Source organism: Citrobacter sp. XT1-2-2, assembly GCF_023516235.1.
GTDB lineage: Bacteria > Pseudomonadota > Gammaproteobacteria > Enterobacterales > Enterobacteriaceae > Citrobacter > Citrobacter werkmanii.
On the sequence record NZ_CP097324.1, the window covers coordinates 1,312,308 to 1,338,031 of the forward strand.

Consider the following 25,724-nt stretch of genomic DNA (forward strand, 5'->3'; position numbering starts at 1 on the left):
ATTCATTTATTGGTATCGCATGAACCCCATCGTAATTAATCGGCTTCAACGGAAGCTGGGCTACACTTTTAATCATCAGGAGCTGTTGCAGCAGGCATTAACTCACCGTAGCGCCAGCAGCAAACATAACGAGCGTTTAGAATTTTTAGGCGACTCTATTTTGAGCTTTGTCATCGCTAATGCGTTATATCACCGTTTCCCGCGTGTGGATGAAGGTGATATGAGCCGCATGCGCGCGACGCTGGTTCGCGGTAATACGCTGGCAGAATTAGCCCGTGAGTTTGACCTCGGTGAATGTTTACGTTTGGGGCCAGGCGAGCTGAAAAGCGGCGGTTTCCGTCGTGAATCGATCCTGGCGGACACCGTTGAAGCTTTGATCGGCGGCGTCTTCCTCGACAGCGATATTCAAACCGTTGAACAACTGATCCTGAATTGGTATCAAACCCGTCTGGATGAAATTAGCCCAGGCGACAAACAAAAAGATCCGAAAACGCGCCTGCAGGAATATTTGCAGGGTCGCCACCTGCCGCTGCCGTCCTACCTGGTGGTGCAGGTCCGTGGTGAAGCTCACGATCAAGAATTTACTATCCACTGCCAGGTCAGCGGCCTGAGTGAACCGGTGGTTGGCACAGGTTCGAGCCGTCGTAAGGCTGAGCAGGCTGCCGCCGAACAGGCGTTGAAAAAACTGGAGCTGGAATGAGCATCGATAAAACTTACTGCGGATTTATTGCCATCGTCGGCCGCCCGAACGTTGGCAAATCCACCTTGTTGAATAATCTGCTTGGGCAGAAGATTTCTATTACCTCTCGTAAGGCTCAGACAACTCGTCACCGTATTGTTGGCATCCATACCGAAGGCGCGTATCAGGCGATTTATGTTGATACCCCGGGCCTGCATATGGAAGAAAAACGAGCCATTAACCGCTTGATGAACAAGGCGGCGAGCAGCTCGATTGGTGATGTTGAGCTGGTGATTTTCGTTGTGGAAGGCACTCGCTGGACGCCGGACGACGAAATGGTGCTCAACAAGCTGCGTGATGGTAAAGCCCCGGTAATTCTGGCGGTGAACAAAGTCGATAACGTTCAGGAAAAAGCCGATCTGCTGCCGCACCTGCAGTTCCTGGCCAGCCAGATGAACTTTCTCGACATCGTGCCGATCTCTGCCGAGACCGGTCTGAATGTTGATACCATTGCGGGTATCGTACGCAAGCATCTGCCGGAAGCAATTCATCACTTCCCGGAAGATTACATCACCGATCGTTCTCAGCGCTTTATGGCCTCTGAAATCATCCGTGAAAAGCTGATGCGTTTTCTGGGCGCTGAACTGCCGTACTCCGTCACCGTTGAGATTGAGCGTTTTATCTCTAACGAGCGCGGCGGCTACGATATCAACGGTCTGATCCTTGTCGAACGTGAAGGGCAGAAGAAGATGGTGATTGGCAACAAAGGGGCCAAAATTAAAACCATCGGTATTGAAGCGCGTAAAGACATGCAGGAGATGTTCGAAGCGCCTGTTCACCTTGAACTGTGGGTGAAAGTGAAATCCGGCTGGGCCGATGACGAACGCGCGCTGCGCAGCCTCGGTTACGGCGACGATCTCTGAGAATAACCCCGATGGAGGGCTGGCAACGCGCTTTTGTCCTGCACAGCCGCCCGTGGAGCGAAACCAGCCTCGTACTGGACGTCTTCACGGAAGAATCGGGCCGCGTGCGCCTTGTAGCCAAAGGCGCGCGTTCCAAACGTTCCAATCTTAAAGGCGCCCTCCAGCCTTTTACGCCGTTACTGCTTCGCTTTGGTGGACGTGGTGAGGTCAAAACCTTGCGTAGCGCCGAAGCCGTCTCTCTGGCACTCCCTCTAAGCGGTATTACGTTGTACAGCGGTCTGTATATCAACGAGCTTATCTCACGCGTGCTTGAATACGAGACCCGCTTTTCTGAACTCTTTTTCGACTACCTGAACTGTATTCAGGCGCTGGCAGGCGCGACGGGTTCGCCAGAGCCTGCCTTGCGTCGCTTTGAACTGGCTTTACTCGGTCATCTGGGTTATGGCGTGGATTTTACCCACTGCGCGGGTAGCGGTGAGCCGGTAGATGACACCATGACCTATCGCTATCGGGAAGAGAAAGGATTTATCGCAAGTGTAGTGATTGATAACGCCACCTTTACCGGACGCCATCTGAAAGCGCTTGAGTCGCGTGAATTTCCGGATGCTGATACGCTTCGCGCTGCGAAACGCTTTACCCGCATGGCGTTAAAGCCGTATCTTGGTGGTAAGCCGTTAAAAAGCCGGGAACTGTTCCGGCAATTTATGCCAAAACGCGCAGTAAAAATTAAAAATGATTAACGAGGATTGTCATGGCTGAATTACTGTTAGGCGTCAACATTGACCACATTGCCACTTTACGTAATGCACGCGGCACCGCATACCCGGACCCGGTTCAGGCGGCGTTTATCGTTGAACAGGCGGGCGCAGACGGCATTACCGTACATCTGCGTGAAGACCGTCGCCATATTACCGACAGAGACGTGCGTATTCTGCGCCAGACGCTGGATACCCGTATGAATCTGGAAATGGCGGTAACCGAAGAGATGCTGGCCATTGCCGTTGAGACGAAGCCGCATTTTTGCTGCCTGGTGCCGGAAAAACGTCAGGAAGTTACTACCGAAGGTGGTCTGGACGTCGCCGGTCAACGCGACAAAATGCGCGACGCCTGTAAACGCCTGGCGGATGCTGGCATTCTGGTTTCGCTGTTCATCGATGCCGACGAAGAACAGATTAAAGCCGCTGCTGAAGTTGGCGCGCCGTTTATTGAAATTCACACCGGCTGTTACGCTGATGCGAAAACTGACGCGGAACAGGCCAGCGAACTGGCGCGTATCGCCAAAGCAGCGACCTTTGCCGCAAGCCTTGGCCTGAAGGTGAATGCGGGTCACGGCCTGACGTACCACAACGTTAAAGCCATCGCGCGGATCCCTGAAATGCACGAACTGAACATCGGTCATGCCATTATCGGACGCGCAGTGATGAGCGGTCTGAAAGACGCGGTAGTAGAAATGAAACGCCTGATGCTGGAAGCGCGTGGCTAATGGCGATTTTGGGATTAGGTACGGATATCGTGGAGATTGCCCGCATTGAAGCGGTGATCTCCCGCTCCGGTGACCGTCTGGCAAGACGCGTGCTCAGCGACAACGAATGGGCAATCTGGGAGACGCATCAGCAGCCGGTGCGTTTTCTGGCGAAGCGTTTTGCGGTTAAAGAAGCGGCAGCAAAAGCCTTTGGTACGGGTATCCGCAACGGCCTGGCATTCAACCAGTTTGAGGTTTTCAACGACGAGCTCGGTAAGCCGCGTCTGCGGTTATGGGGGGAGGCGTTAAACCTGGCGGAAAAACTCGGCGTCGCCCATATGCATGTGACGCTGGCCGATGAACGTCACTACGCCTGCGCCACGGTGATTATTGAAAGTTAGATTTTGTCCGCGTGATGCATCTGGACGAATTTATCCCACAACTGCTCTTCACTCTCTAAATGTGCCGGATCTTTCAAAATAGTATTGGGGATCGGGCACACCTTCTGGCAGGTTGGCGTGTCGTAATGGCCTACGCATTCCGTACATTTGTCGCTGTTAATCTCGTAAATGCTGTCACCCATCGAAATCGCCTCATTCGGGCATTCAGGTTCGCACATATCGCAATTGATACACTTTTTAGTGATTAACAGGGCCATCAGGAAACTCTCAAAACATCACAAATCGGGCGGGCATTATACGCGCATTCTTTGCTCAGACCAGTTTTTTTACCAGCGCTTCGCTGTGACGAATGCGTTCCGGGGCATGCTCCAGATCCTGCTGCACCAGCGCCATAAACAGTAAATCGGTGAGCATCATTTGCGCGTGGGTGGAGGAGATCGCGGCGCTGCGCGTAGCCTGTTCCTCGGCAATCGTATACAGACAATGACTTGCACGTTGCTGCAGGGCATTGGGCGTAAATCCGGTGATGGCGAGAATTTTGGCCCCGGTACGCAGCGTTTCATCTGCCGCCAGATTAAGTTCGCGGCGCTCACCGGTGTACGAAATAGCCAGCAACAAATCGCCTGGTGAAAGCGCCTGCACCGTCGCCAGCAGGGCGTGCATATCACGTTCGACTACCGCGTTAAAACCTATCTTCAACAGCTTCCAGGCAAAGTTCTGCGCGACCAGACCCGATGCGCCAATACCGGTCAGAATAATACGTCGGGCAGAGCGCAACATCGTGACGCTCTCCAACAGTTTTTCTTCGCTGTTAATATCCAGCGTTGCATGCATCGCCGCCACGTTCTCCTGAATCAGCTTTTCGCCCACCAGACGCATCGGGTCATCACCCCGAATCTGGTTATGCACCGGGACAGAATGGGGGTTGGGATTACTGGCCAGCGCTTCGCTAATCGCCAGTTTCAGTGCCGGAAAACCTTTAAAGCCCAATTTTTGCGCGAACTTCACCACGCTGGACTGGCTGACGCCCGCTTCGAAGGCTAACTGCTGTGAGCTGAGATGACGCGCGGTATCTGGTTGAGCAAGGAGATAATCCGCAAGTTTTTTATCGCTTTGCGCGAGATCCGGGTAACGCTGACGAATGCGAATTAAACAGTTCATGCTGTCTCCTGGCGAAAACGTGATGGCGATTACAAAACAAAATTTCCCTCGCCTGGATGAATATAATATTCCATTATGACAGATTATTATGAATTAAAAATTCCTAAGGACCAAAAAATGAATCTCGGTGCATTAGTTTCAGAAACCCGTAACCCTCAGACCATGGATCTTGATGCGCTCTCCACGCTGGAGTTGGTTCATCGTTTTAATCAACAGGATACGCTGGTAGCACAAGCAGTAAAAGCCACTCTTCCTGAAGTTGCGCGAGCGGTCGATGCGGCGGCTGATGCGCTTAAAGCGGGCGGACGCATTATATACATGGGCGCGGGTACCAGCGGGCGTCTTGGCGTGCTGGATGCCTCTGAATGCCCACCGACTTTCGGCGTACCGCACGGTCTGGTGGTTGGCCTGATAGCCGGAGGACCGGGCGCGTTGCTGAAGGCGGTTGAAGGCGCGGAAGATAACCCGCAGTTAGGTGAAGACGATCTGCGTACGCTCAACCTTACCCCAGAGGATCTGGTGGTTGGTCTGGCGGCTTCAGGTCGTACGCCGTATGTGATTGGTGGGCTGAAATATGCCAGGACGGTAGGCTGTACAACGGTGGCGATTTCCTGCAATCCGGACTCTCCTATTGCTCATGAAGCGGATATTGCCATCTCCCCTGTGGTAGGGCCGGAGGCCCTGACGGGGTCAACACGACTGAAATCCGGCACTGCGCAAAAACTGGTGCTCAATATGATCTCCACCGGTGCGATGGTGAAGTTTGGCAAGGTGTATCAGAACCTGATGGTGGATATGCAGGCAACCAACGTCAAACTGGTCGATCGGGCGTGTCGCATGGTGGTTGAGGCCACTGGCATTGCGCGTGAGCAGGCGCAAGCGCTGTTAAAGCAGACTGACTTTGAGGTTAAACCCGCCATTTTAATGGCGCTCACCGGCCTGGACGCCGCTGCCGCCCGCGAAAAGCTTGCCGCTCACCAGGGTTTTTTACGCGCGGCGTTAGAACACTAAGAGGTGTATATGGATAAGACGGCGGTGCTGGCCAGCGACATTCTGCTGGGCGTTGGCGGAGAGAAAAATATTCTGCGCCTGGAAAACTGTATGACCCGTGTCAGGGTGGAAGTCCGGGATGAGGCTCAGCTCGATGTATCCCGACTCAAGCAACTGTCCGGCGTCAGCGGCTACGTGAAGCAGGGCGCGCAGCACCAGATCATCGTCGGTCCCGGTAAAGCCGCCAGGGTGGTGGATGCTATGCGCGCCTTGATTGCCGATGGCGGCGAGCGCACCGATGCGCATGATATCGAGCGCACGAAGTCAGCGGCTAAAGCGAAATACAAAGCGCCGATGAGCGATGCGCTGCGTAAGCTGGCGAACGTCTTTATCCCTCTTATTCCGGCGTTTATCGCCTCCGGTTTAATTACCGGCATTATTAACATCCTTAAGCGACCGGATATCGTCGGGGATTTTGCGACCCACTATCCGAATTTACTTGGACTGATGGGCATATTTGGCAGCGCCGTGTTTGCCATTATGAATATTCTGGTCGGGGTGAATACCGCTAAAGTCTTTGGCGGTTCTCTGGCGATGGGCGGAGTGATGGCGGGGATCCTCTCCAGTCCGCAATTGGCGCAAATTACCCTGTTTGGCGAAACGCTGCAGCCGGGGCGCGGCGGGGTAATCGCCGTGCTGTTGGTGGTAGCGTTGATGTGCTGGATCGAACGCAAATTCCGTGAACTGCTGCCGGAATCACTGGAACTGATCCTTAACCCACTGCTGACCACCATTATTACCGGGGCTATTGCGATAGTGGCGCTGCAACCGTTGGGCGGTTGGATTTCCGAATCTATCGCTCACGGCGCATCCTGGGCTATCGATCGCGGCGGTTTTCTGGTCGGCGCTATACTGGCGGGAACCTTCCTGCCGCTGGTGCTCACCGGACTTCATCAGGGGTTAGTGCCTATCCACGTCGAACTGGTGCAGGCGCATGGTTATAACGCGCTCTTCCCAATCCTTGCAATGGCGGGAGTTGGGCAAATCGGTGCAGCGATTGCGGTGCTGATGAAAACCCGCAACGCACGACTAAAAAAGGTGATCAAAGGGGCGTTGCCGGTTGGATTGTTGGGGATTGGCGAACCGCTGATTTTTGGCGTTACGCTGCCGTTGGGTAAGCCGTTTATCGGTGCCTGTCTTGGCGGAGCGGTAGGCGGGGCGCTGATAAGCTACTGGAAAGTGGCGACGGTTATCACCTTTGGTATCTCAGGATTACCGCTGGCATTAACGATTGTTGCCGGAAAAGTGATGTTCTATCTGTTAGGCTATCTGGTAGCAGTTATTGCCGGGTTTCTGTTTACCTGGCTATTGGGGTTCAACGATCCAGAGGAATAAAGTTTGACCAATCACCAGCGCCGCGTTGTCTTTTTTGATTTGGATGGCACGTTACATCAGCAGGATATGTTCGGGAGTTTTATACGTTATCTGCTGCGTCGTCAGCCGCTGAACGTGCTGCTTGTGCTGCCTCTGTTACCGGTGATTGCGCTGGCGTTGTTGATAAAAGGACGCGCGGCCCGCTGGCCAATGAGCCTGCTGTTGTGGGGATGCACTTTTGGTCGTAGCGAGGCGCGTCTGAAAGCGCACCAGGCCGATTTTGTACGTTGGTTTCGCGATAACGTGACGGCGTTTCCGCTCGTACAGCAGCGGCTGACCACTTATCTGTTAAGTTCTGACGCCGACATCTGGCTTATCACCGGCTCCCCACAGTCGCTGGTGGAGCAGGTTTACTTTGATACACCGTGGCTACCGCGCGTCAATCTGATCGCCAGTAAAATGGCGCGAGGATACGGTGGCTGGGTGCTGCCTCTGCGTTGTCTGGGGCATGAGAAAGTGACACAGCTGGAACGTCAGATTGGCGCGCCGCTGCAACTTTATAGTGGTTATAGCGACAGTAAGCAGGACAACCCGCTGCTCTCTTTTTGCCAGCATCGCTGGCGCGTCACGCCGCGTGGGGAACTGCAACAACTCGAATAGAGTAAACGATAGCGTCTGTGTATAATGCGCCCGCTTTGATTACTGGAGTTACCCCCTTTGTCTGAAGTTGAATTTAGCCACGAATACTGGATGCGTCATGCTTTAACGCTGGCAAAGCGCGCCTGGGATGAGCGTGAAGTCCCGGTGGGCGCAGTATTAGTGCATAATAACCGCGTCATTGGCGAAGGCTGGAACCGGCCGATTGGTCACCATGATCCCACGGCCCACGCTGAAATTATGGCGCTGCGTCAGGGCGGCCTGGTGCTGCAAAATTACCGTCTGTTGGATGCCACGTTGTACGTCACTCTGGAGCCGTGCGTGATGTGCGCTGGCGCGATGGTGCACAGCCGTATCGGCCGGGTGGTTTTTGGCGCGCGCGATGCGAAAACGGGGGCGGCGGGTTCATTAATTGACGTGCTACATCACCCTGGAATGAATCATCGGGTTGAAGTGACAGAGGGAGTCCTGCGGGATGAATGCGCCACGCTGCTCAGCGATTTCTTTCGTATGCGTCGTCAGGAAATTAAAGCCCTGAAAAAATCCGCCAATGCGTAAATGCCGGTCTGATTGCCTGATGTTTATCAGGCCGATAAGACTACTTTTCCTCTTTCTTTTGCGCTGAAAACAGCAGGGAAGGGGAGTGCGTCAGGTAGTTTGACGACGTCTGAGACAGAAACGCGGAAAGCGGGAATTTCTCTTTACCTAATAACTCCGCGGGCGACACCGCCGGGTAATCCTGCGCCAGTTGCTGCGTTTCCTGCGCCTGCTTTTCTTTTTCTTGCAGATATCCCACCAGGCTTATCTGGTATTTACGGATATTTTCCACATAGGCATAGGCTTCATGACCACGCGCATAGCCATAGGTCAGCTTGTTGTAATACGGCTTTTGGCTGAGCAGCGGTAGACGCTGTTTTACATCGGACCAGCTATTCGGATTGCCTTTGGTTTTGACCGTCAGCGCCCGCGCGTCCAGCATATGCGCATAACCCATATTGTAGGCGGCAAGCGCAAACCAGATCCGTTCTCCTTCCGGGACGGTATCCGGCACTTTACTCATCATATCCTGCAAATAACGCGCGCCGCCGCTGATGCTCTGTTCGGCATCGGTACGGTCAGTCAGCCCGAGACTCTGGGCGGTATTTTTGGTCAACATCATCAGTCCGCGTACGCCGGTCGGAGAAGTGGCCTGCGCGTCCCAGTGCGACTCCTGATAAGAGATCGCGGCAAGCAGTCGCCAGTCTATTTCCTGCGCATACTTCTCAAACAGCGGCTTGAGGTCTGGCAACACGCTGTCTACGGCGCGCAAAAAGGTGCGGGTGTCGACATAGTCAAAATCATCGCCATGCCCAAGATATTTCTCTTCCAGTCTTGCCAGGGAACCCTCTTCGTTCATGGAATTAAAGAAATCCAACAGGGCAGCGGCCAGCGTATTGTCATCGTCCAGACGACTAAACCAGGTCACCGGCTGTTCATCGGAGACGTCCAGCGCGACGGCCAGCTCTGGGTGTACGCGTTGGTACAGGCTGATGGCGACGGAATCGGCAATGGTGTAATCCAGCTTACCGGCGATGACATCATCAAGTAGTTCAGTGGTGCCCTTTTTGTCATCCACTTTCCAGCTCAGGTCGGGAAATTTTTTCTCTTTTAGCTGCTGGAGATCGTTAACAACCACATGCCCCGGGGCGATAGTCAACTGATTTTCATTCACGCTAGCCAGGGTTCGTGGGCGATATTGCCCAACCCGATACACCAGCTGTTGTGACACCGAGTAATAGGTCGGGCCGGGCTGGTAATTTTTCACCCGCTCGCTGTTATACACCAGACCTGCGGCTAACAGATCGGCATTACCGTTATCCAGGTCGTCAAACAGCTGGCTGATGTTCTGGCGCACGGTGATTTTTAATTTCACGCCTAAATAGTTGGCGAACGCCTGGGCCAGTTCATAATCCAGACCGAATTTTTTGCCGTTGAGGGTCGCATAAGTTAATGGCGAGTCAATGGTACTGACGCGCAGTTCTCCCCGCGACTGAATGGCGGCGATACGATTTTCGGCTTTACCGAACCAGGGAATAGATGGCCAGAGGGCCGCTGCCAACAACAGCGTTAATATGCCGATGAACAGATAATTAATCTTTAATTTTTTCAATTAGTTAATTCTCTGAACCGTACGTTGTCTCTGCCTGCTGTAGTGTTGTTTAAGAAGTGAAGTCGTCATTAATGAGCGGCATTTTGCTTAAACTTGCGTCAGTTGGCAACTTATTCAGAAAACAGACCGCATTTGATGATAAGACGAGGCCGCGATTTTATTTCGACGCAAACGGTTTCGTCGGCGCGGTAGATTCTTTATAATACCGCCCGTTTCCCCCACTTGGGCACACCGAAAGCTTAGAAGACGAGAGACTTATGATGGAAATTCTGCGTGGTTCACCTGCACTGTCTGCATTCCGTATTAACAAACTGCTGGCACGTTTTCAGGCTGCCAACCTCCAGGTCCACAATATTTACGCCGAGTACGTCCATTTTGCCGATCTGAACGCACCGTTGAATAAAGATGAGCACGCGCAGCTTGCACGCCTGCTGAAATATGGTCCTGCTCTTCACAGCCACGCTCCTGAGGGCAAATTGCTGCTGGTCACCCCTCGTCCGGGCACCATCTCCCCGTGGTCTTCTAAAGCGACTGATATTGCCCACAATTGCGGCCTACAACAGATTAGCCGTCTGGAACGTGGCGTTGCTTACTATGTAGAAGCTTCTACGCTGACTGCGGAGCAGTGGCAGGAGGTTGCCGACGTACTGCACGACCGCATGATGGAAACGGTTTTCTCTGCGCTAAACGATGCCGAAAAACTCTTTGCGCATCACCAGCCTGCGCCGGTCTCCAGCGTCGATCTGCTGGATGAGGGCCGTCAGGCGCTGATTGACGCCAACGTGCGTCTCGGCCTGGCATTGGCGGAGGATGAAATCGACTATCTGCAGGACGCGTTCAGCAAACTGGGGCGCAACCCGAACGACATCGAACTGTACATGTTCGCGCAGGCCAACTCTGAGCACTGTCGCCACAAGATTTTTAACGCCGACTGGGTTATCGACGGTAAACAGCAGCCGAAGTCGCTGTTTAAGATGATCAAAAATACCTTTGAAACCACCCCGGACCACGTGCTGTCCGCCTATAAAGACAACGCCGCGGTGATGGAAGGTTCTGAAGTGGGGCGCTACTTTGCCGACCACAAAACCGGTCGCTACGATTTCCATCAGGAGCCAGCCCATATCCTGATGAAGGTAGAAACTCACAACCACCCGACCGCCATCTCTCCGTGGCCGGGCGCGGCAACCGGATCCGGCGGTGAAATTCGTGATGAAGGCGCAACCGGGCGCGGCGCGAAGCCGAAAGCCGGGCTGGTGGGCTTCTCCGTTTCCAACCTGCGTATTCCGGGCTTTGAACAGCCATGGGAAGAAGACTTTGGTAAGCCGGACCGTATCGTTACCGCGCTGGATATCATGACCGAAGGGCCATTAGGCGGCGCGGCGTTTAATAATGAATTTGGTCGCCCGGCGCTGACCGGCTACTTCCGAACTTACGAAGAGAAGGTTAACAGCCACAACGGTGAAGAGCTGCGCGGCTACCACAAGCCGATCATGCTGGCGGGAGGGATCGGCAACATCCGCGCCGATCACGTGCAGAAAGGCGAGATCGTCGTCGGCGCGAAGCTGATTGTCCTCGGCGGTCCGGCGATGAACATCGGCCTCGGCGGTGGCGCTGCATCCTCTATGGCTTCCGGTCAGTCTGATGCCGATCTCGACTTCGCCTCCGTACAACGCGATAACCCGGAAATGGAACGCCGTTGTCAGGAAGTTATCGACCGCTGCTGGCAGATGGGCGATGCCAACCCGATTCTGTTTATTCACGACGTCGGCGCGGGCGGTCTGTCCAACGCCATGCCGGAACTGGTAAGCGATGGCGGTCGCGGCGGTAAATTCCAGTTGCGCGATATCCTGAGCGACGAGCCGGGTATGAGCCCGCTGGAAATCTGGTGTAACGAATCCCAGGAGCGCTACGTGCTGGCGGTGGCCGCTGACCAGTTGCCGTTGTTTGACGAGCTGTGTAAGCGTGAGCGCGCGCCGTACGCGGTGATTGGCGAAGCCACCGAAGAGCAGCATCTGACCCTGAGCGACAGCCACTTCGACAACCAGCCGATCGATATGCCGCTGGACGTGTTGCTGGGCAAAACGCCGAAGATGACCCGCGACGTGCAGACGCTGAAAGCGAAGGGTGATGCCCTGAATCGTGGCGAAATCTCGATTGCCGATGCGGTGAACCGCGTACTGCATCTGCCGACCGTCGCGGAAAAAACCTTCCTCGTAACCATCGGCGACCGTACCGTTACCGGTATGGTGGCGCGTGACCAGATGGTCGGGCCGTGGCAGATCCCGGTGGCTAACTGTGCGGTGACCACCGCCAGTCTTGATAGCTACTATGGTGAAGCGATGTCTATCGGCGAACGTGCGCCAGTCGCTCTGCTGGACTTCGCAGCTTCTGCCCGTCTGGCGGTAGGTGAAGCGCTGACTAACATTGCGGCAACACAGATTGGCGACATCAAACGCATTAAACTCTCCGCAAACTGGATGGCGGCTGCGGGTCACCCGGGTGAAGATGCCGGGTTATACGAAGCGGTAAAAGCCGTCGGGGAAGAATTATGTCCGGCGCTTGGCCTGACCATTCCGGTGGGTAAAGACTCCATGTCGATGAAGACCCGCTGGCAGGAAGGCAACGAACAGCGCGAAATGACCTCGCCGTTGTCACTGGTGATCACCGCTTTTGCCCGCGTGGAAGACGTGCGCCACACCATTACTCCGCAGCTCTCTACTGAAGATAATGCCCTGCTGTTAATTGACCTTGGTCTGAGCCACAACGCACTCGGCGCGACCGCGCTGGCGCAGGTTTACCGCCAACTGGGCGACAAACCGGCCGACGTACGTGATGTGGCGCAGTTGAAAGGCTTCTACGAGGCCATGCAGGCGCTGGTCGCACAGCGCAAGCTGCTGGCTTACCACGATCGCTCCGACGGCGGCTTGCTGGTGACGCTGGCGGAAATGGCTTTCACCGGGCACTGTGGTATTGAGGCTGATATCAGCACGCTGGGCGACGATCGTCTGGCAGCGCTGTTTAACGAAGAACTGGGCGCGGTGATCCAGGTTTGCGCCGCTGACCGTGACGCGGTGGAAGCCATTCTGGCGGCCAACGGCCTGGCAGACTGCGTACACTACCTCGGCAAAGCCGTGGAAGGCGACCGCTTCACTCTCTCCGCTAACGGACAGCCGGTGTTCAGCGAAAGCCGTACTACCCTGCGTATGTGGTGGGCAGAAACCACCTGGCAGATGCAGCGTCTGCGCGACAACCCGGAGTGCGCCGATCAGGAACACGACGCTAAAACCAACGACGCCGATCCTGGCCTCAACGTTAAACTGACGTTCGATATCAACGAAGATGTTGCTGCCCCGTACATCGCCACCGGCGCACGTCCTAAAGTCGCTGTACTGCGTGAGCAGGGCGTTAACTCCCACGTCGAGATGGCGGCCGCTTTCCATCGTGCGGGCTTCGATGCTATCGACGTGCACATGAGCGATCTGCTGGGCGGACGTATCGGTCTGGGGAATTTCCAGGCGCTGGTAGCCTGTGGCGGCTTCTCTTACGGTGATGTGCTCGGCGCCGGGGAGGGCTGGGCGAAGTCGATTCTGTTCAACAACCGCGTCCGTGATGAGTTTGAAACCTTCTTCCATCGCCCGCAAACGCTGGCGCTGGGCGTGTGTAACGGTTGTCAGATGATGTCTAACCTGCGTGAACTGATCCCGGGAAGCGACCTGTGGCCGCGCTTTGTGCGTAACCACTCCGATCGTTTTGAAGCCCGCTTCAGCCTGGTCGAAGTGACGCAAAGCCCGTCTTTACTGCTCTCCGACATGGTTGGTTCGATGATGCCGATTGCCGTTTCTCACGGTGAAGGCCGTGTGGAAGTGCGTGACGACGCGCATTTGGCTCAGCTTGAGAGCAAAGGCCTGGTGGCGCTGCGCTACGTTGATAACTTCGGTAAGGTGACCGAAACCTACCCGGCGAACCCGAACGGTTCGCCGAACGGTATTACTGCCGTTACCACTGAAAATGGTCGCGTCACCATTATGATGCCGCACCCGGAACGTGTGTTCCGCACCGTGGCTAACTCCTGGCACCCGGAAAACTGGGGCGAAGACAGCCCGTGGATGCGTATTTTCCGCAACGCGCGCAAACAGCTCGGTTAATTAGCCCGATAGCCATTAAGCCCCTCCTGCGAGGGGCTTTTTTTTTGTCTGTCTCTTTGTAGGCCGGATAAGGTGTTTACGCCGCCATCCGGCAATAAACTCAGTGCTTATGCCACAAAATTAAAGTGTCGGGAAATCCCGACATGGGTGGGGTGACGATGTCGTCAAAAAGAGACATTTAATTATATGATTTATAATGGTTTTGTTTTTGAGTGCTACAGCTGTTGCTGATTGGCGACAGAAAGTGCAAAAAACAGGCAGAACCATTTTTTGCATGAACAACGATATTCTTCATATCTATCATTGTGTTAACAAAGTGTTTTGAATATTGGCACAGATGCTGCATAATATTAACCAGTGGCTCATTCACCTTCTTATGTCAGCCCCTTCGGGAAGCGCTACATAAACTTCGAATGACGCACAACAAGGTGCCTGCCGTCCAACATCTGATATTAGCATGGCTCATATCAACCTCCGGGCGAAACGTCGAGTTAGGCACCGCCTTATTCCACAACAAAGCCGGGTTAATCCCGGCTTTGTTGTATCTGGCGTTCCCCTCAGTTAGCATCAAGCTATTCCTGTCCATTGAGAGTAACGCCTTGAAGCGCTGGTCAGTTTTCCCCCGATCTTTACGTCAATTGGTTATGTTGGCATTCTTGCTGATTCTGCTGCCGTTGTTAGTTCTGGCCTGGCAGGCGTGGCAAAGCCTGAATGCCTTGAGCGCGCAGGCGGCGCTGACCAACCGCACCACGCTGATTGACGCCAGACGCAGTGAGGCGATGACCAACGCCGCGCTGGAGATGGAGCGTAGCTACCGGCAGTATTGTGTGCTTGATGACTCAACGTTGGCAAAGGTCTACCAGAGTCAGCGTAAGCGCTATAGCGACATGCTGGATGCGCATGCGGGCGTGTTGCCGGATACCAAGCTTTATCAGGCGTTACGTCAGGATCTCAACGACCTCGCGCAATTACAGTGCAATAACAGCGGTCCAGATAGCGTAGCGGCAGCCCGGCTGGAAGCGTTCGCGAATGCCAATACCGAGATGGTACAGGCGACGCGCACCGTGGTCTTTTCTCGTGGCCAGCAGCTACAGCAGGAAATTGCCGAACGTGGGCAGTTCTTCGGCTGGCAGGCGCTGGTGCTGTTTCTCGTCAGCCTGGCGATGGTACTGCTGTTCACTCGTATGATTATCGGCCCGGTGAAGGGCATAGAAAGGATGATCAATCGGCTGGGGGAAGGGCGCTCGCTGGGCGACAGCGTATTATTTACCGGGCCGCGTGAGCTGAGGTCTGTCGGTCAGCGCATTATCTGGTTGAGCGAACGTCTTTCCTGGCTTGAGTCGCAACGGCATCAGTTTTTACGTCATCTTTCCCATGAGCTGAAAACGCCGCTGGCGAGCATGCGCGAAGGGACGGAGTTGCTGGCCGATCAGGTCGTTGGACCGCTTACGCCGGAGCAAAAAGAGGTGGTCGGTATTCTGGATGACAGCAGCCGTAACCTGCAAAAGCTGATTGAGCAACTTCTTGATTACAACCGCAAACTGGCGGATGACGAGGTTGAGCTTGAGAGTGTGGACATCGCGCCGCTGGTTGAAAGCGTTGTTTCTGCACATAGCCTGCCTGCTCGCGGCAAAATGATACATACTGAGGTAGCGCTTGAGGCGAACACCTGCCTGGCGGAACCGATGCTGTTGATGAGCGTGCTGGACAATCTTTATTCCAATGCGGTGCACTATGGCGCTGAATCCGGTAACATTTGGATTCGCAGCAGTTTGCATGGCTCAACGGTATACATCGATATAACGAATACAGGCACACCGATTCCAGAAGCAGAACAGACCATGATCTTCGAGCCTTTTTTCCAGGGTAGCCATCAGCGAAAAGGGGCGGTAAAAGGAAGCGGGTTGGGGCTGAGCATTGCCAGAGATTGCATCCGCCGTATGCGAGGCAAACTGTATCTGGTTGATGACCATGCGCAAAGCGTTTGTTTTCGCATAGAATTGCCCCTATCTGCTGCAAAAAATCACTAAAATAAACCTAAGTCTGGTGAGTATGCCACACGTTGTTTTCCGAATGCTTAAACGACATTTTTTCCGTCGAGTCTTGCTTATGAGCCTGCCGTGTCTGGCGCTGGCCGGGTGCGTGCCGAACGCGGTGAATCATGTTACTGGCGACCCCTCTCAGGAGAAAATTCCGCCTTACCAACTGGCGGACTATCTTGCAACCGAGTGTACGGATATCTGGTCCCTGACGAGCCAGCCTACAGAGACAAACCCACTGTACTGGCTGCGGGCTATGGATTGCGCCAATCGCCTGATGCCGGTACAGGCGCGCAGTGAAGCCAGTATGATGATGCCAGATACCTGGCAGGGGGCTTTCAGACGCGGGATTCTGCTTGATAACGCTAACATTACGCCACCTGAAAGGCGGGAGGCTGTTACGCGCCTCGAGGTATTAAGTCCGCAAATTCCGCCGCAAGTCAGACCGCTGTATCAGGTCTGGCTCAGCAGCCAAACGCTACAACTGCAGCTTGCCGAAGAGCGTATGCGCTACAGTAAACTCCAGCAAACATCGGACAGCGATCTGGACACGCTGCGTCAACAGCAGCAGCATTTGCAGTCCCAGCTCGATCTCACAACCCGTAAGCTGGAGAATCTGACCGATATAGAACGTCAGCTTTCCACGCGCAAACCTGCCGGCAGCTACAATCCTGACGCGCCGCACGGGAATGATAAACTCACCACGCCTGATAACGAGGATGGCACTGCGCCATCTGCCGATGAGGTCACACCATGATAAGCCGTAAGCCCGCACATCTGCTGCTGGTGGATGACGATCCGGGCCTGTTGAAATTGCTCGGTATGCGACTGACCAGCGAAGGTTACAGCGTTGTAACCGCCGAAAGTGGGCAGGAAGGGTTACGGGTGCTGAACCGCGAAAAAGTGGATCTGGTTATCAGCGATCTGCGTATGGATGAAATGGACGGCATGCAGCTGTTTACTGAAATTCAGAAAGTACAACCTGGAATGCCGGTTATCATCCTCACTGCTCACGGTTCCATCCCTGACGCCGTTGCCGCGACGCAGCAAGGGGTATTCAGTTTTCTCACCAAGCCGGTCGATAAAGACGCGTTATACCACGCGATTGATGGCGCATTGGAACAGTCTGCGCCAGCCACTGATGACAGCTGGCGTGAGTCTATCGTCACCCGCAGCCCGCTGATGCTGCGTCTGTTAGAACAGGCGCGGATGGTAGCGCAATCGGATGTGAGCGTATTGATTAACGGTCAAAGCGGAACCGGGAAAGAGGTGTTTGCCCAGGCGATTCATAACGCCAGCCCGCGCAGCCACAAGCCATTCATTGCTATTAACTGCGGCGCGTTACCGGAACAGCTGCTGGAATCCGAACTGTTTGGTCATGCGCGCGGCGCCTTTACCGGTGCGGTAAGCAATCGCGAGGGCCTGTTTCAGGCGGCGGAAGGCGGGACGCTGTTCCTTGATGAGATTGGCGATATGCCCGCGCCGTTACAGGTCAAATTGCTGCGCGTTTTACAGGAACGCAAGGTCAGGCCGCTGGGCAGTAACCGCGATATAGACATTGATGTGCGCATTATATCGGCTACCCACCGCGACCTGCCTAAAGCGATGGCGCGGGGCGAGTTCCGTGAAGATTTGTACTATCGCCTCAACGTGGTTAGTCTGAAGATCCCAGCGCTTGCCGAGCGTACGGAAGATATTCCGCTGCTGGCAAACCACCTGCTGCGACAGTCTGCTGAACGGCACAAACCCTTCGTGCGTGCCTTCTCGACCGATGCCATGAAGCGTTTGATGACCGCCAGTTGGCCGGGCAACGTACGCCAGTTGGTCAACGTGATTGAGCAGTGCGTGGCCTTGACCTCTTCGCCGGTTATCAGCGATGCGCTGGTGGAGCAGGCCCTGGAAGGGGAGAACACCGCGCTGCCGACTTTTGTTGAAGCGCGCAATCAGTTTGAACTTAACTACCTGCGCAAACTATTGCAAATCACAAAAGGCAATGTGACCCACGCGGCGCGAATGGCGGGGCGCAATCGCACCGAGTTCTACAAGTTGCTTTCTCGCCATGAGCTGGATGCAAACGATTTCAAAGAATAAATCTGCGGATTATGTTAGCTTTATTCGATCAAAAGACAGGCGACCTTTTCAAGGAATAGCATGAAAAAGATTGATGCGATTATTAAACCTTTCAAGCTGGACGACGTCCGTGAAGCGCTGGCTGAAGTCGGCATTACCGGTATGACTGTGACAGAAGTGAAAGGGTTTGGCCGTCAGAAAGGCCATACCGAGTTATACCGTGGTGCGGAATACATGGTAGATTTTCTGCCGAAGGTAAAAATTGAAATTGTGGTTCCCGACGACATCGTCGATACCTGCGTTGACACCATTATTCGTACCGCACAGACCGGTAAAATCGGTGACGGTAAGATTTTTGTTTTCGACGTGGCGCGCGTTATTCGTATTCGTACCGGTGAAGAAGACGACGCGGCAATCTAAGCCGCGCCGTTAATTTGTAGGCCTGATAAGCGTAGCGCATCAGGCAGAATGATTGCCGGATGTCGGCGTAAACGCCTTATCCGGCCTACTCGCGTAATACATTACAATACTTTATGCGGGCCGAAGCATTCGTAATGAATGTTCTCGTTTTTCACGCCCAGACCGACCAGTTGCTTCGCGGCGAACTGCATAAAGCCGACCGGGCCGCACAGATAAAACTGCATCGCCGGATCGCTGATTGCCCCTTCCAGTTTGTTCAGATCCATCAGACCAATGCTATCAAACGCACCTTTCGCGCGATCGGCTTCGTTTGGCTCACGATACCAGGTATGTGCGCTAAAGCGTGGCAGCGTTTTGCCGAGTTCTTTTACTTCATCGGCGAAAGCATGTACATCGCCATTTTCCGCCGCGTGGAACCAGTTAACCTGCGCCGTATGATGAGCTTTCGCCAGCGTATCCAGCATCGCCAGCATCGGCGTTTGGCCCACGCCTGCGGAAATCAGCGACACCGGCGTATCGGTCGCGACGTCCATAAAGAAATCCCCTGCTGGCGCGGCCAGGTGAACTACATCACCGACATTGGCGTGGTTATGTAGCCAGGTTGAAACCTGACCACCGTCCTCGCGCTTCACGGCAATACGGTAGCCTTTGCCATCTGGCTTACGGGTCAGCGAATACTGACGGATTTCCTGATGCGGGAAACCTTCCGGCTTCAGCCAGACGCCCAGGTATTGACCCGGATGGTATTCCGCCACTGCACCGCCATCGACGGGTTCAAACTCAAAGCTGGTAATCGCGCGGCTTTGCGGCGTTTTCGCCACGATACGGAAAGGACGCGTACCTTCCCAACCGCCGGTTTTGCTGGCGTTTTCGCTGTAGATTTGCGCTTCACGGTTAATAAACACGCCCGCCAGCACGCCGTATGCTTTGCCCCACGCATCCAGCACTTCCTGGCCCGGGCTGAACATTTCGTCCAGCGTGGCCAGCAGGTGACTTCCTACGATGTTGTACTGCTCTGGTTTAATCTGGAAGCTGGTATGTTTCTGGGCGATTTTCTCAACGGCTGGCAACAGCGCTGGCAGGTTGTCGATGTTGCTGGCATACGCGGCAATGGCGTTAAACAGCGCTTCACGTTGGTCGCCATTGCGCTGGTTACTCATGTTGAAAATTTCTTTCAGCTCTGGGTTATGCGTAAACATGCGATCGTAGAAATGGGCGGTCAGCTTCGGACCTGTTTCAACCAGCAGGGGAATGGTGGCTTTCACTGTAGCGATGGTTTGTGCGTCAAGCATACGGTCTTCCTTTATCTGAAACTTTAATGATGTATGTCAAATGCATCTTATAAAAAATACCCCTGCATTGTAAATGGTTCTTTGTAACTTTGCGTTGTAAAGGTTACATCGTGAAAAATCTGCATCACAAACCTGAAAAGAAATCCGTTGAAATTCAGCAGACCTTTGTTCTCCAAAGCCTTGTGTGCCGTGAAGGTAATCGTTTGCGTAAAATCCTTTGTCAAGACCTGTTATCGAAGAATGATTCGGTTATACTGTTGGCCGAAGTCCTGGAAGACTGCCTTTTCAGGCCAAAATTTACTTGTTAGCTGAGTCAGGAGATGCGGATGTTAAAGCGTGAAATGAACATTGCCGATTATGATGCCGAACTGTGGCAGGCTATGGAGCAGGAAAAAGTACGTCAGGAAGAGCACATCGAACTGATCGCCTCCGAAAACTATACCAGCCCGCGTGTAATGCAGGCGCAGGGTTCTCAGCTGACCAACAAATACGCTGAAGGTTATCCGGGCAAGCGCTACTACGGCGGTTGCGAGTACGTTGATATCGTTGAGCAACTGGCTATCGATCGCGCTAAAGAGCTGTTTGGCGCTGACTACGCTAACGTACAGCCGCACTCTGGCTCTCAGGCTAACTTCGCTGTCTACACCGCGCTGCTGCAGCCGGGCGATACCGTGCTGGGTATGAACCTGGCGCAGGGCGGCCACCTGACTCACGGCTCCCCGGTTAACTTCTCCGGCAAACTGTACAACATCATTCCTTACGGCATTGATGAGTCCGGTAAAATTGACTACGAAGACATGGCTAAGCAGGCCAAAGAGCACAAACCGAAAATGATTATCGGTGGCTTCTCTGCCTACTCCGGCGTGGTTGACTGGGCAAAAATGCGTGAAATCGCTGACAGCATCGGCGCATACCTGTTCGTCGACATGGCGCACGTTGCCGGTCTGATTGCCGCTGGCGTTTACCCGAACCCGGTTCCGCACGCTCACGTTGTGACCACCACCACCCACAAAACCCTGGCGGGTCCGCGCGGCGGCCTGATCCTGGCGAAAGGCGGTGACGAAGAGCTGTACAAAAAACTGAACTCCGCCGTGTTCCCAAGCGCGCAGGGCGGCCCGCTGATGCACGTGATTGCGGCGAAAGCCGTGGCGCTGAAAGAAGCGATGGAGCCAGAGTTCAAAGTTTACCAGCAGCAGGTTGCGAAAAACGCCAAAGCGATGGTGGAAGTGTTCCTGAACCGCGGCTACAAAGTGGTTTCCGGTGGAACTGAAAACCACCTGTTCCTGCTGGATCTGGTTGATAAAAACCTGACCGGTAAAGAAGCCGACGCTGCACTGGGTCGTGCTAACATCACCGTGAACAAAAACAGCGTACCGAACGATCCGAAGAGCCCGTTTGTGACTTCCGGTATCCGTATCGGTTCTCCGGCTGTCACTCGCCGTGGCTTTAAAGAAGCGGAAGTGAAAGAGCTGGCTGGCTGGATGTGTGATGTTCTGGACAATATCAATGATGAAGCGGTAATTGAGCGCATCAAAGGTAAAGTGCTGGATATCTGCGCACGCTTCCCGGTTTACGCGTAAGTCATATTGATTGCTGGACCTTATCCGGCCTACAGGTGAGTTACCTGTAGGCCGGATAAACGAAGAGACATCCGCCAGTTATAGTGACTTAAGCAAGATTGTTTCATCGACTAAAGCTGCCACTGGCGGCTTTTTCTTAGCCTGAATCCATTTCCGCAATAAGCGCATTTCCCGGCCCTGGTTCAACGTCACTGCGCCGACAATAACGTCATTCTGCAAACTAAACCATATTGCTTTCTGCGCATCAGGATCGCCACGTACGAGCCAATTTTCTCCCTGCATTTCACCAACAAATTGCAGGTTATCACTGTATTGATCGGTCCAGAACCAGCCCGGCGTGGCTTCTGGCAGGGGTAAACCGAGCATAGCAGCAGCGGCAACTTGCGCCTGGCAGTTGGCATTTTCCCAGCTTTCTATGCGCTTTAACGAACCGTCCGGCTGGCGAGTGAGCGCCACATCACCGGCGGCGAAAATGACCGGGTCGGAGGTGGCGCAGGCGCTATCGACAATAATACCATTGGCCGTTTCCAGCCCCGCGTCGCGGGCCAGCGTATCGTTCGCCACGATGCCGATGCCGTAAACCACCGCATCGGCCTTCAGTAATTCGCCGTTTTGCAGCGTGAGCGTGAGAAATTCTCCCGCTTCAGCGTGCTCAATGGCGCTATTGAGCAGCATTCTCACCCCGGCCTGCTGATGGCGGGCTAACAGATAGTCGCGCACCGGCGCAGGCGCATTGCGGCCCATCACCGTTGATGCCAGTTCGACCACCGTCACCCGGCAGCCGCGCTGGGTGGCGCTGGCCGCCAGCTCCAGGCCAATGGTGCCCGCGCCGACAATCACGATCGATTTTCCTGGCTGTAGCGCAGCCCGGAGACGCTCGGCATCTCCCGCATGACGTAGGGTAAAACAGCGCTCGCCCAGCGCATCCAGCAGCGGTAGCGGTCTGGCGGCGGCCCCGGTAGCCAGCAGCAGCTGAGTCCAGCGGTAGGTTTGCCCATCGGCGAGCGTTAACGTACGCGAGGCGCGATCAATCTCGCGTAGCGTAACGCCCAGATGCAACTGTACGTTGTGTTCCTGCCACCAGTTGGCGGGCAGAACCGGCTGAAGCTGCGGGTTATCGTCCAGCAGCATCGCTTTTGACAGCGGCGGGCGCTCGTAGGCCAGGTGAGCCTCGTCAGAAAAGAGGTGTAACGGTCCGCTAAACCCCTGCTGACGTAGCGCAGCGGCGGCCATCGCTCCCGCCTGGCCGCCGCCGATGATGGCAATAATCTGTTCGCTCATGATGACTCCTTACAGATCCAGACCAGCCGCGACGTGGCGGATCCCACGGATCCCCAGACCGGCGTCGGCATTGATCATCACGCCGCTCAGCGTGCGGTTGTTGCGCCGTGACGCCAGCATCACGTACGGGCCGGTAAAATCTGCCGGTTCTGGGAAGAACTGCAGCGGCAGAATGGCGGCAATTTTCTCCGGCGTCAGCGACTGCATAATCGAGGTATCGTTCTGACCGAGCGCCTGCGGGCCACGCAGATCGGTCGCCATGCCGCATGGGCCGACACCGTTCACCCGCACCTTAGGCGCCAGTTCGTAGGCCAACTGGCGAATCAACCCGGTGGCCGCGTGCTTGCTGGCGGTATACAGGGGCCCGCCGCCGCCGGGATACCATGCGGCGTTAGACAGGGTAAAGATGATGCTGCCTTCGCTGGCGATTAATGCCTGGGCGCAGGCTTTGGCGCCCAGCAGATAGCCCAGCACGTTAACGTTAAACAGCTCGTGGAAGCCGCTTTCCAGCGCCTCGGCGGGCGTATTGACCAGCGAAGCGTTGTGATCCCATATACCCGCGTTGCCGATAAAACAGTCCAGCTTGCCGAAGGTGGTGAGGATCCGATCCACCGCGCGCTGGTAGTCGGCATAGCAGGTCACGTTGCCTTCCACCGCCAGTACGTGTTCACCAAAGCGCTGGCGCAGGCTGGCAATCTTCGCCGCGGACAGCTCGAGCGTGGCGACTTTCGCACCTTCTTCAATAAAGCGTTCTACCAGCGCCAGCCCCAGCCCGGAGCCGCCGCCAGTAATAAACACAACGTTATCGCGTAAATCGCTCATCTGGCCTCCTCGGGTAAATCAATAAACACCTCGCCGCCTTCCACATGCACCGCATAGGTGGTGAGCGGATCGGTGGCGGGCAGGCACAGCGCTTTGCCGGTTTTCAGGCAGAAGCTGGCGGCGTGCAGCGGGCACTCCACCGTGGCGTCGTCTTCCAGATAGCCCTCCGACATCGAGGCGTTACCGTGGCTACAGCGATCGTTAATGGCATAAAACTCACCGCCAACGTGAAACAGCGCGATGACGGGAGAGGTTTCCAGCCGGAGGGCTTCCCCCTCCGGTAGCTCCGTGGCGGAGCAGGCAAATATGCGGCTCATCAGAACAGTACACTCAGGTTGTGGGAGGTGATCACCGCCTGATCGAGCACGATCTCACGCTCCAGTAAGCGCCATTCGTCGCCCGGCAGACGACGGACTTTATCCATGCGCGTGCCGACGTAGAACGTCTCGTCACGCTCTTTTTGTGCGCGGTACAGCAGATAGTTCAGGCGCACGGCGAACACGTCCGGCTGGTCGGTTTCGCTCACCTGCAGGTTGCTGATCATGTGGCGAGTGCGGGAAGGCGGCTCTTCGGCCCACGCCATGCCGGTTTCCAGCCGCGCGATACGGCGCTCAAGCTGGTCTTTATTGTCGTTGAAAATCCAGGTGGTCGGCGGCTGTATGCCTTTGCGGCGGTCGCGGGTTTGAGCATTGACCGTGGTGCGCATGGTGTAACGAATGTCGTCATCCAGCTGCGCCAGCCAGTCGCGGAACTGCCAGTCGTCCAGCAGACGCGCTTCTTCATACAGGAACTGGCTGATGCGGTGATGCAGCTCAGGGGAGACTAACGCGCTCATTTCATCACCTCCTGCTGGTATGCGGCGGTTTTTTCCTGCACTTCCTGCCAGCTTTCGCTGCTTAATAAATCGGCCCAACGCTGATACATGCCGCGGGCGGCGGTTTCCGAGAAGATGTAGTTAGTGATCCCCGGAATGCCGTCTTCACGACGTTTTTCCTGGCCGAGACCCATCTCCAGGCACAGGTTGGTGTTGCGTGCCCGGTGGCCTTTGAGCAGTTTTTGAATCTCACACCAGTTTTCCGAGTCGTCCTGCTCAAGGAACCCTGCCGGGCCGAAGGCGCGGGTGGCGCTGTTTTCAAAAGCGGCTTTGACGTCATCAGAGGCGGCTTTATCGGCGATGCAGAACGCCCATACTTCGACTTTGTCCGGCCCGCGCGGATGCCAGACGCGCAGCGTGGCGGTACCGTTCAGCCAGGAGAGCGTGGGGAAAATATTGTTGTGACCGGCGAGACGCAGTGCACGAACCTTACCCAGACGCTGCTCCGCCTCTTCATAGGTATCGCGATAGTAGCTGGAGACTTCGCCGTCGACCCAGACGTTGGCGTCCGGTTTCTCGGTAAAGAAGAAGCCGCTGCCGTGTCCATCCTGGCCGAACTGTAGCGCGTCTTTGGCGGTTTCCCACACCGGGCGGGCGGTTTGACCGTCTCCCAGGCGTTTGTCGCTGCCGTCGTCTTTCGCGCCCAATACCTGTACGGCAGAGGCGTGGCTGAACAACGCGTGATACTGGTCGCTGGCGAACTGTTCGGCGGGGAATTTCCAGTTACAGTCGATGGTCCACTTCTGTACGCCGCCGACGATTTCAGTGCCGCCTTCACGGCGATCCAGCACTCCGTCGAGATACCAGGCGATGTCGCCAAGATAATCGCGAAGATTCGGCGCGGTGGTATCCCAGTTACCGAAAATCAGCCCTTTGTAGCTTTCGACGCATGGCACTTCGTTCAGCCCCCAGTGGGATTTGCACAACCCTTGTGGGTAGGCGCGCGGCTCCAGCGGCACGTCGATCAGCTCGCCGTTAATGCCGTATGACCAGCCGTGATACGGGCAGGTGAAGGCGCGGGTGTTACCGCAGTCGGCATAACTCACGCGCATCGCGCGGTGGCGGCACTGGTTGAGAAACGCTTTGATGCTGCCGTCCTTCTGGCGCACCACCACCACGGCGTCTTCGCCCATATAAGTGTTAAAGAAATCGCCCTGTTTGGGGATTTGGCTTTCGTGGGCGAGAAACAGCCAGCAGCGTCCGAAGATGCGTTCCAGCTCCAGTTGGTAAATTTCAGGGTCGGTATAAATACGTGGGGTTACGCGACCGTTTTGCGTGTCGATCAGTCGGTAGATGTCTAAATTTGAGGGTATGGTCATATTTTTTAATCCTGAAAGCTAAGATGTATTGACCTTCTTTTTTTGTACCCTAAGGATGTTGCTGGTTAGTTATCAATCTGTGAAAT

Annotated in this window: 24 protein-coding genes; 15 read left to right on the forward strand and 9 right to left on the reverse strand. The window is 55.1% G+C overall.

Features of this window, described 5'->3' with window-relative positions; genetic code table 11:
- Nucleotides 1-19 precede the first annotated feature (19 nt).
- Genes rnc through acpS form a run of 5 tightly spaced genes read left to right on the forward strand, consistent with a single transcriptional unit; the run spans nt 20 to nt 3,465 of the window.
- Complete coding sequence (gene rnc, locus M4I31_RS06290) at nt 20-700, forward strand: ribonuclease III (protein ID WP_003037579.1); 681 nt, start codon at nt 20-22, stop codon at nt 698-700.
- Complete coding sequence (era, locus tag M4I31_RS06295) at nt 697-1,602, forward strand: GTPase Era (protein ID WP_042306656.1); 906 nt, start codon at nt 697-699, stop codon at nt 1,600-1,602. The genes rnc and era overlap by 4 nt, the downstream gene beginning before the upstream one ends.
- A gap of 11 nt (nt 1,603-1,613) precedes the next feature.
- Complete coding sequence (gene recO / locus M4I31_RS06300; protein ID WP_038642700.1) at nt 1,614-2,342, forward strand: DNA repair protein RecO; 729 nt, start codon at nt 1,614-1,616, stop codon at nt 2,340-2,342.
- Nucleotides 2,343-2,353: 11 nt separating this feature from the next.
- A complete protein-coding gene (pdxJ, locus tag M4I31_RS06305) occupies nt 2,354-3,085 on the forward strand; it encodes a pyridoxine 5'-phosphate synthase (protein WP_003838383.1) in 732 nt (243 codons plus the stop codon).
- On the forward strand, nt 3,085-3,465 hold the full coding sequence (gene acpS / locus M4I31_RS06310) for a holo-ACP synthase (RefSeq protein WP_038642698.1): 381 nt from the start codon (nt 3,085-3,087) through the stop codon (nt 3,463-3,465). Before pdxJ ends, acpS begins: the two co-directional genes overlap by 1 nt.
- On the opposite strand, the gene M4I31_RS06315 is transcribed toward acpS, so the two are convergent.
- Complete coding sequence (locus M4I31_RS06315) at nt 3,462-3,722, reverse strand: YfhL family 4Fe-4S dicluster ferredoxin (protein WP_038642696.1); 261 nt, start codon at nt 3,720-3,722, stop codon at nt 3,462-3,464. The two genes, acpS and M4I31_RS06315, sit on opposite strands and share 4 nt — an antisense overlap.
- A 55-nt stretch (nt 3,723-3,777) precedes the next feature.
- A complete protein-coding gene (locus M4I31_RS06320; protein ID WP_085049300.1) occupies nt 3,778-4,626 on the reverse strand; it encodes a MurR/RpiR family transcriptional regulator in 849 nt (282 codons plus the stop codon).
- Nucleotides 4,627-4,743: 117 nt separating this feature from the next.
- On the opposite strand from M4I31_RS06320, the gene murQ reads away from it, so the two are divergent.
- From murQ to tadA, 4 genes are read left to right on the forward strand one after another with little or no spacing between them, the layout of a single operon-like run.
- Nucleotides 4,744-5,637 carry an N-acetylmuramic acid 6-phosphate etherase gene (gene murQ, locus M4I31_RS06325; RefSeq protein ID WP_085049329.1) on the forward strand — a complete coding sequence of 298 codons (894 nt, stop codon included), beginning with the start codon at nt 4,744-4,746 and terminating at the stop codon, nt 5,635-5,637.
- Nucleotides 5,638-5,646: 9 nt separating this feature from the next.
- Nucleotides 5,647-7,011: a PTS transporter subunit EIIC gene (locus M4I31_RS06330; RefSeq protein ID WP_085049301.1), complete on the forward strand. Its 1,365-nt coding sequence runs from the start codon at nt 5,647-5,649 to the stop codon at nt 7,009-7,011.
- Between the two features lie 3 nt (nt 7,012-7,014).
- Nucleotides 7,015-7,650, forward strand: coding sequence for a phosphatidylglycerophosphatase C (gene yfhb / locus M4I31_RS06335; protein ID WP_038642689.1), 636 nt, complete (start codon nt 7,015-7,017; stop codon nt 7,648-7,650).
- Between the two features lie 57 nt (nt 7,651-7,707).
- On the forward strand, nt 7,708-8,205 hold the full coding sequence (gene tadA / locus M4I31_RS06340) for a tRNA adenosine(34) deaminase TadA (protein ID WP_038642688.1): 498 nt from the start codon (nt 7,708-7,710) through the stop codon (nt 8,203-8,205).
- 40 nt (nt 8,206-8,245) lie between these two features.
- On the opposite strand, the gene mltF is transcribed toward tadA, so the two are convergent.
- The gene (gene mltF, locus M4I31_RS06345; protein ID WP_085049302.1) at nt 8,246-9,796 is read right to left on the reverse strand and encodes a membrane-bound lytic murein transglycosylase MltF; all 1,551 of its coding nucleotides are present in this window, start codon (nt 9,794-9,796) and stop codon (nt 8,246-8,248) included.
- Nucleotides 9,797-10,053: 257 nt separating this feature from the next.
- Between mltF and purL the strand changes: the two genes are divergently transcribed.
- From purL to glnB, 5 genes are all read left to right on the forward strand, one after another.
- Nucleotides 10,054-13,941 carry a phosphoribosylformylglycinamidine synthase gene (purL, locus tag M4I31_RS06350; RefSeq protein WP_085049304.1) on the forward strand — a complete coding sequence of 1,296 codons (3,888 nt, stop codon included), beginning with the start codon at nt 10,054-10,056 and terminating at the stop codon, nt 13,939-13,941.
- Between the two features lie 599 nt (nt 13,942-14,540).
- Nucleotides 14,541-15,971, forward strand: coding sequence for a two component system sensor histidine kinase QseE/GlrK (qseE, locus tag M4I31_RS06355; RefSeq protein ID WP_123261017.1), 1,431 nt, complete (start codon nt 14,541-14,543; stop codon nt 15,969-15,971).
- Nucleotides 15,972-15,993: 22 nt separating this feature from the next.
- Nucleotides 15,994-16,737, forward strand: a complete 744-nt coding sequence (qseG, locus tag M4I31_RS06360) for a two-component system QseEF-associated lipoprotein QseG (RefSeq protein ID WP_085049306.1) — start codon at nt 15,994-15,996, stop codon at nt 16,735-16,737.
- Entirely contained in the window at nt 16,737-18,071 is a 1,335-nt protein-coding gene (gene glrR / locus M4I31_RS06365) for a two-component system response regulator GlrR (RefSeq protein WP_304441077.1), read from the forward strand. The genes qseG and glrR overlap by 1 nt, the downstream gene beginning before the upstream one ends.
- Before the next feature lie 60 nt (nt 18,072-18,131).
- Entirely contained in the window at nt 18,132-18,470 is a 339-nt protein-coding gene (gene glnB / locus M4I31_RS06370) for a nitrogen regulatory protein P-II (protein WP_000717694.1), read from the forward strand.
- Nucleotides 18,471-18,571: 101 nt separating this feature from the next.
- Here glnB and hmpA read toward each other — a convergent pair whose 3' ends face one another.
- Nucleotides 18,572-19,762 carry an NO-inducible flavohemoprotein gene (gene hmpA, locus M4I31_RS06375; protein ID WP_069324438.1) on the reverse strand — a complete coding sequence of 397 codons (1,191 nt, stop codon included), beginning with the start codon at nt 19,760-19,762 and terminating at the stop codon, nt 18,572-18,574.
- A gap of 326 nt (nt 19,763-20,088) precedes the next feature.
- On the opposite strand from hmpA, the gene glyA reads away from it, so the two are divergent.
- Entirely contained in the window at nt 20,089-21,342 is a 1,254-nt protein-coding gene (gene glyA / locus M4I31_RS06380; protein WP_032939458.1) for a serine hydroxymethyltransferase, read from the forward strand.
- 78 nt (nt 21,343-21,420) lie between these two features.
- Here the strand turns inward: glyA and hcaD are convergent, their stop codons facing one another.
- From hcaD to hcaE, 5 genes are read right to left on the reverse strand one after another with little or no spacing between them, the layout of a single operon-like run.
- A complete protein-coding gene (hcaD, locus tag M4I31_RS06385) occupies nt 21,421-22,623 on the reverse strand; it encodes a phenylpropionate dioxygenase ferredoxin reductase subunit (protein WP_085049307.1) in 1,203 nt (400 codons plus the stop codon).
- A gap of 9 nt (nt 22,624-22,632) precedes the next feature.
- Complete coding sequence (gene hcaB / locus M4I31_RS06390; RefSeq protein ID WP_085049308.1) at nt 22,633-23,445, reverse strand: 3-phenylpropionate-dihydrodiol/cinnamic acid-dihydrodiol dehydrogenase; 813 nt, start codon at nt 23,443-23,445, stop codon at nt 22,633-22,635.
- Nucleotides 23,442-23,762 carry a 3-phenylpropionate/cinnamic acid dioxygenase ferredoxin subunit gene (hcaC, locus tag M4I31_RS06395; protein ID WP_038642667.1) on the reverse strand — a complete coding sequence of 107 codons (321 nt, stop codon included), beginning with the start codon at nt 23,760-23,762 and terminating at the stop codon, nt 23,442-23,444. The genes hcaB and hcaC overlap by 4 nt, the downstream gene beginning before the upstream one ends.
- A complete protein-coding gene (hcaF, locus tag M4I31_RS06400; RefSeq protein WP_085049309.1) occupies nt 23,762-24,280 on the reverse strand; it encodes a 3-phenylpropionate/cinnamic acid dioxygenase subunit beta in 519 nt (172 codons plus the stop codon). Before hcaF ends, hcaC begins: the two co-directional genes overlap by 1 nt.
- Nucleotides 24,277-25,638 (reverse strand): 3-phenylpropionate/cinnamic acid dioxygenase subunit alpha, encoded by a 1,362-nt coding sequence (gene hcaE / locus M4I31_RS06405; RefSeq protein WP_085049310.1) that lies wholly within the window; start codon nt 25,636-25,638, stop codon nt 24,277-24,279. Before hcaE ends, hcaF begins: the two co-directional genes overlap by 4 nt.
- Nucleotides 25,639-25,724 lie beyond the last annotated feature (86 nt).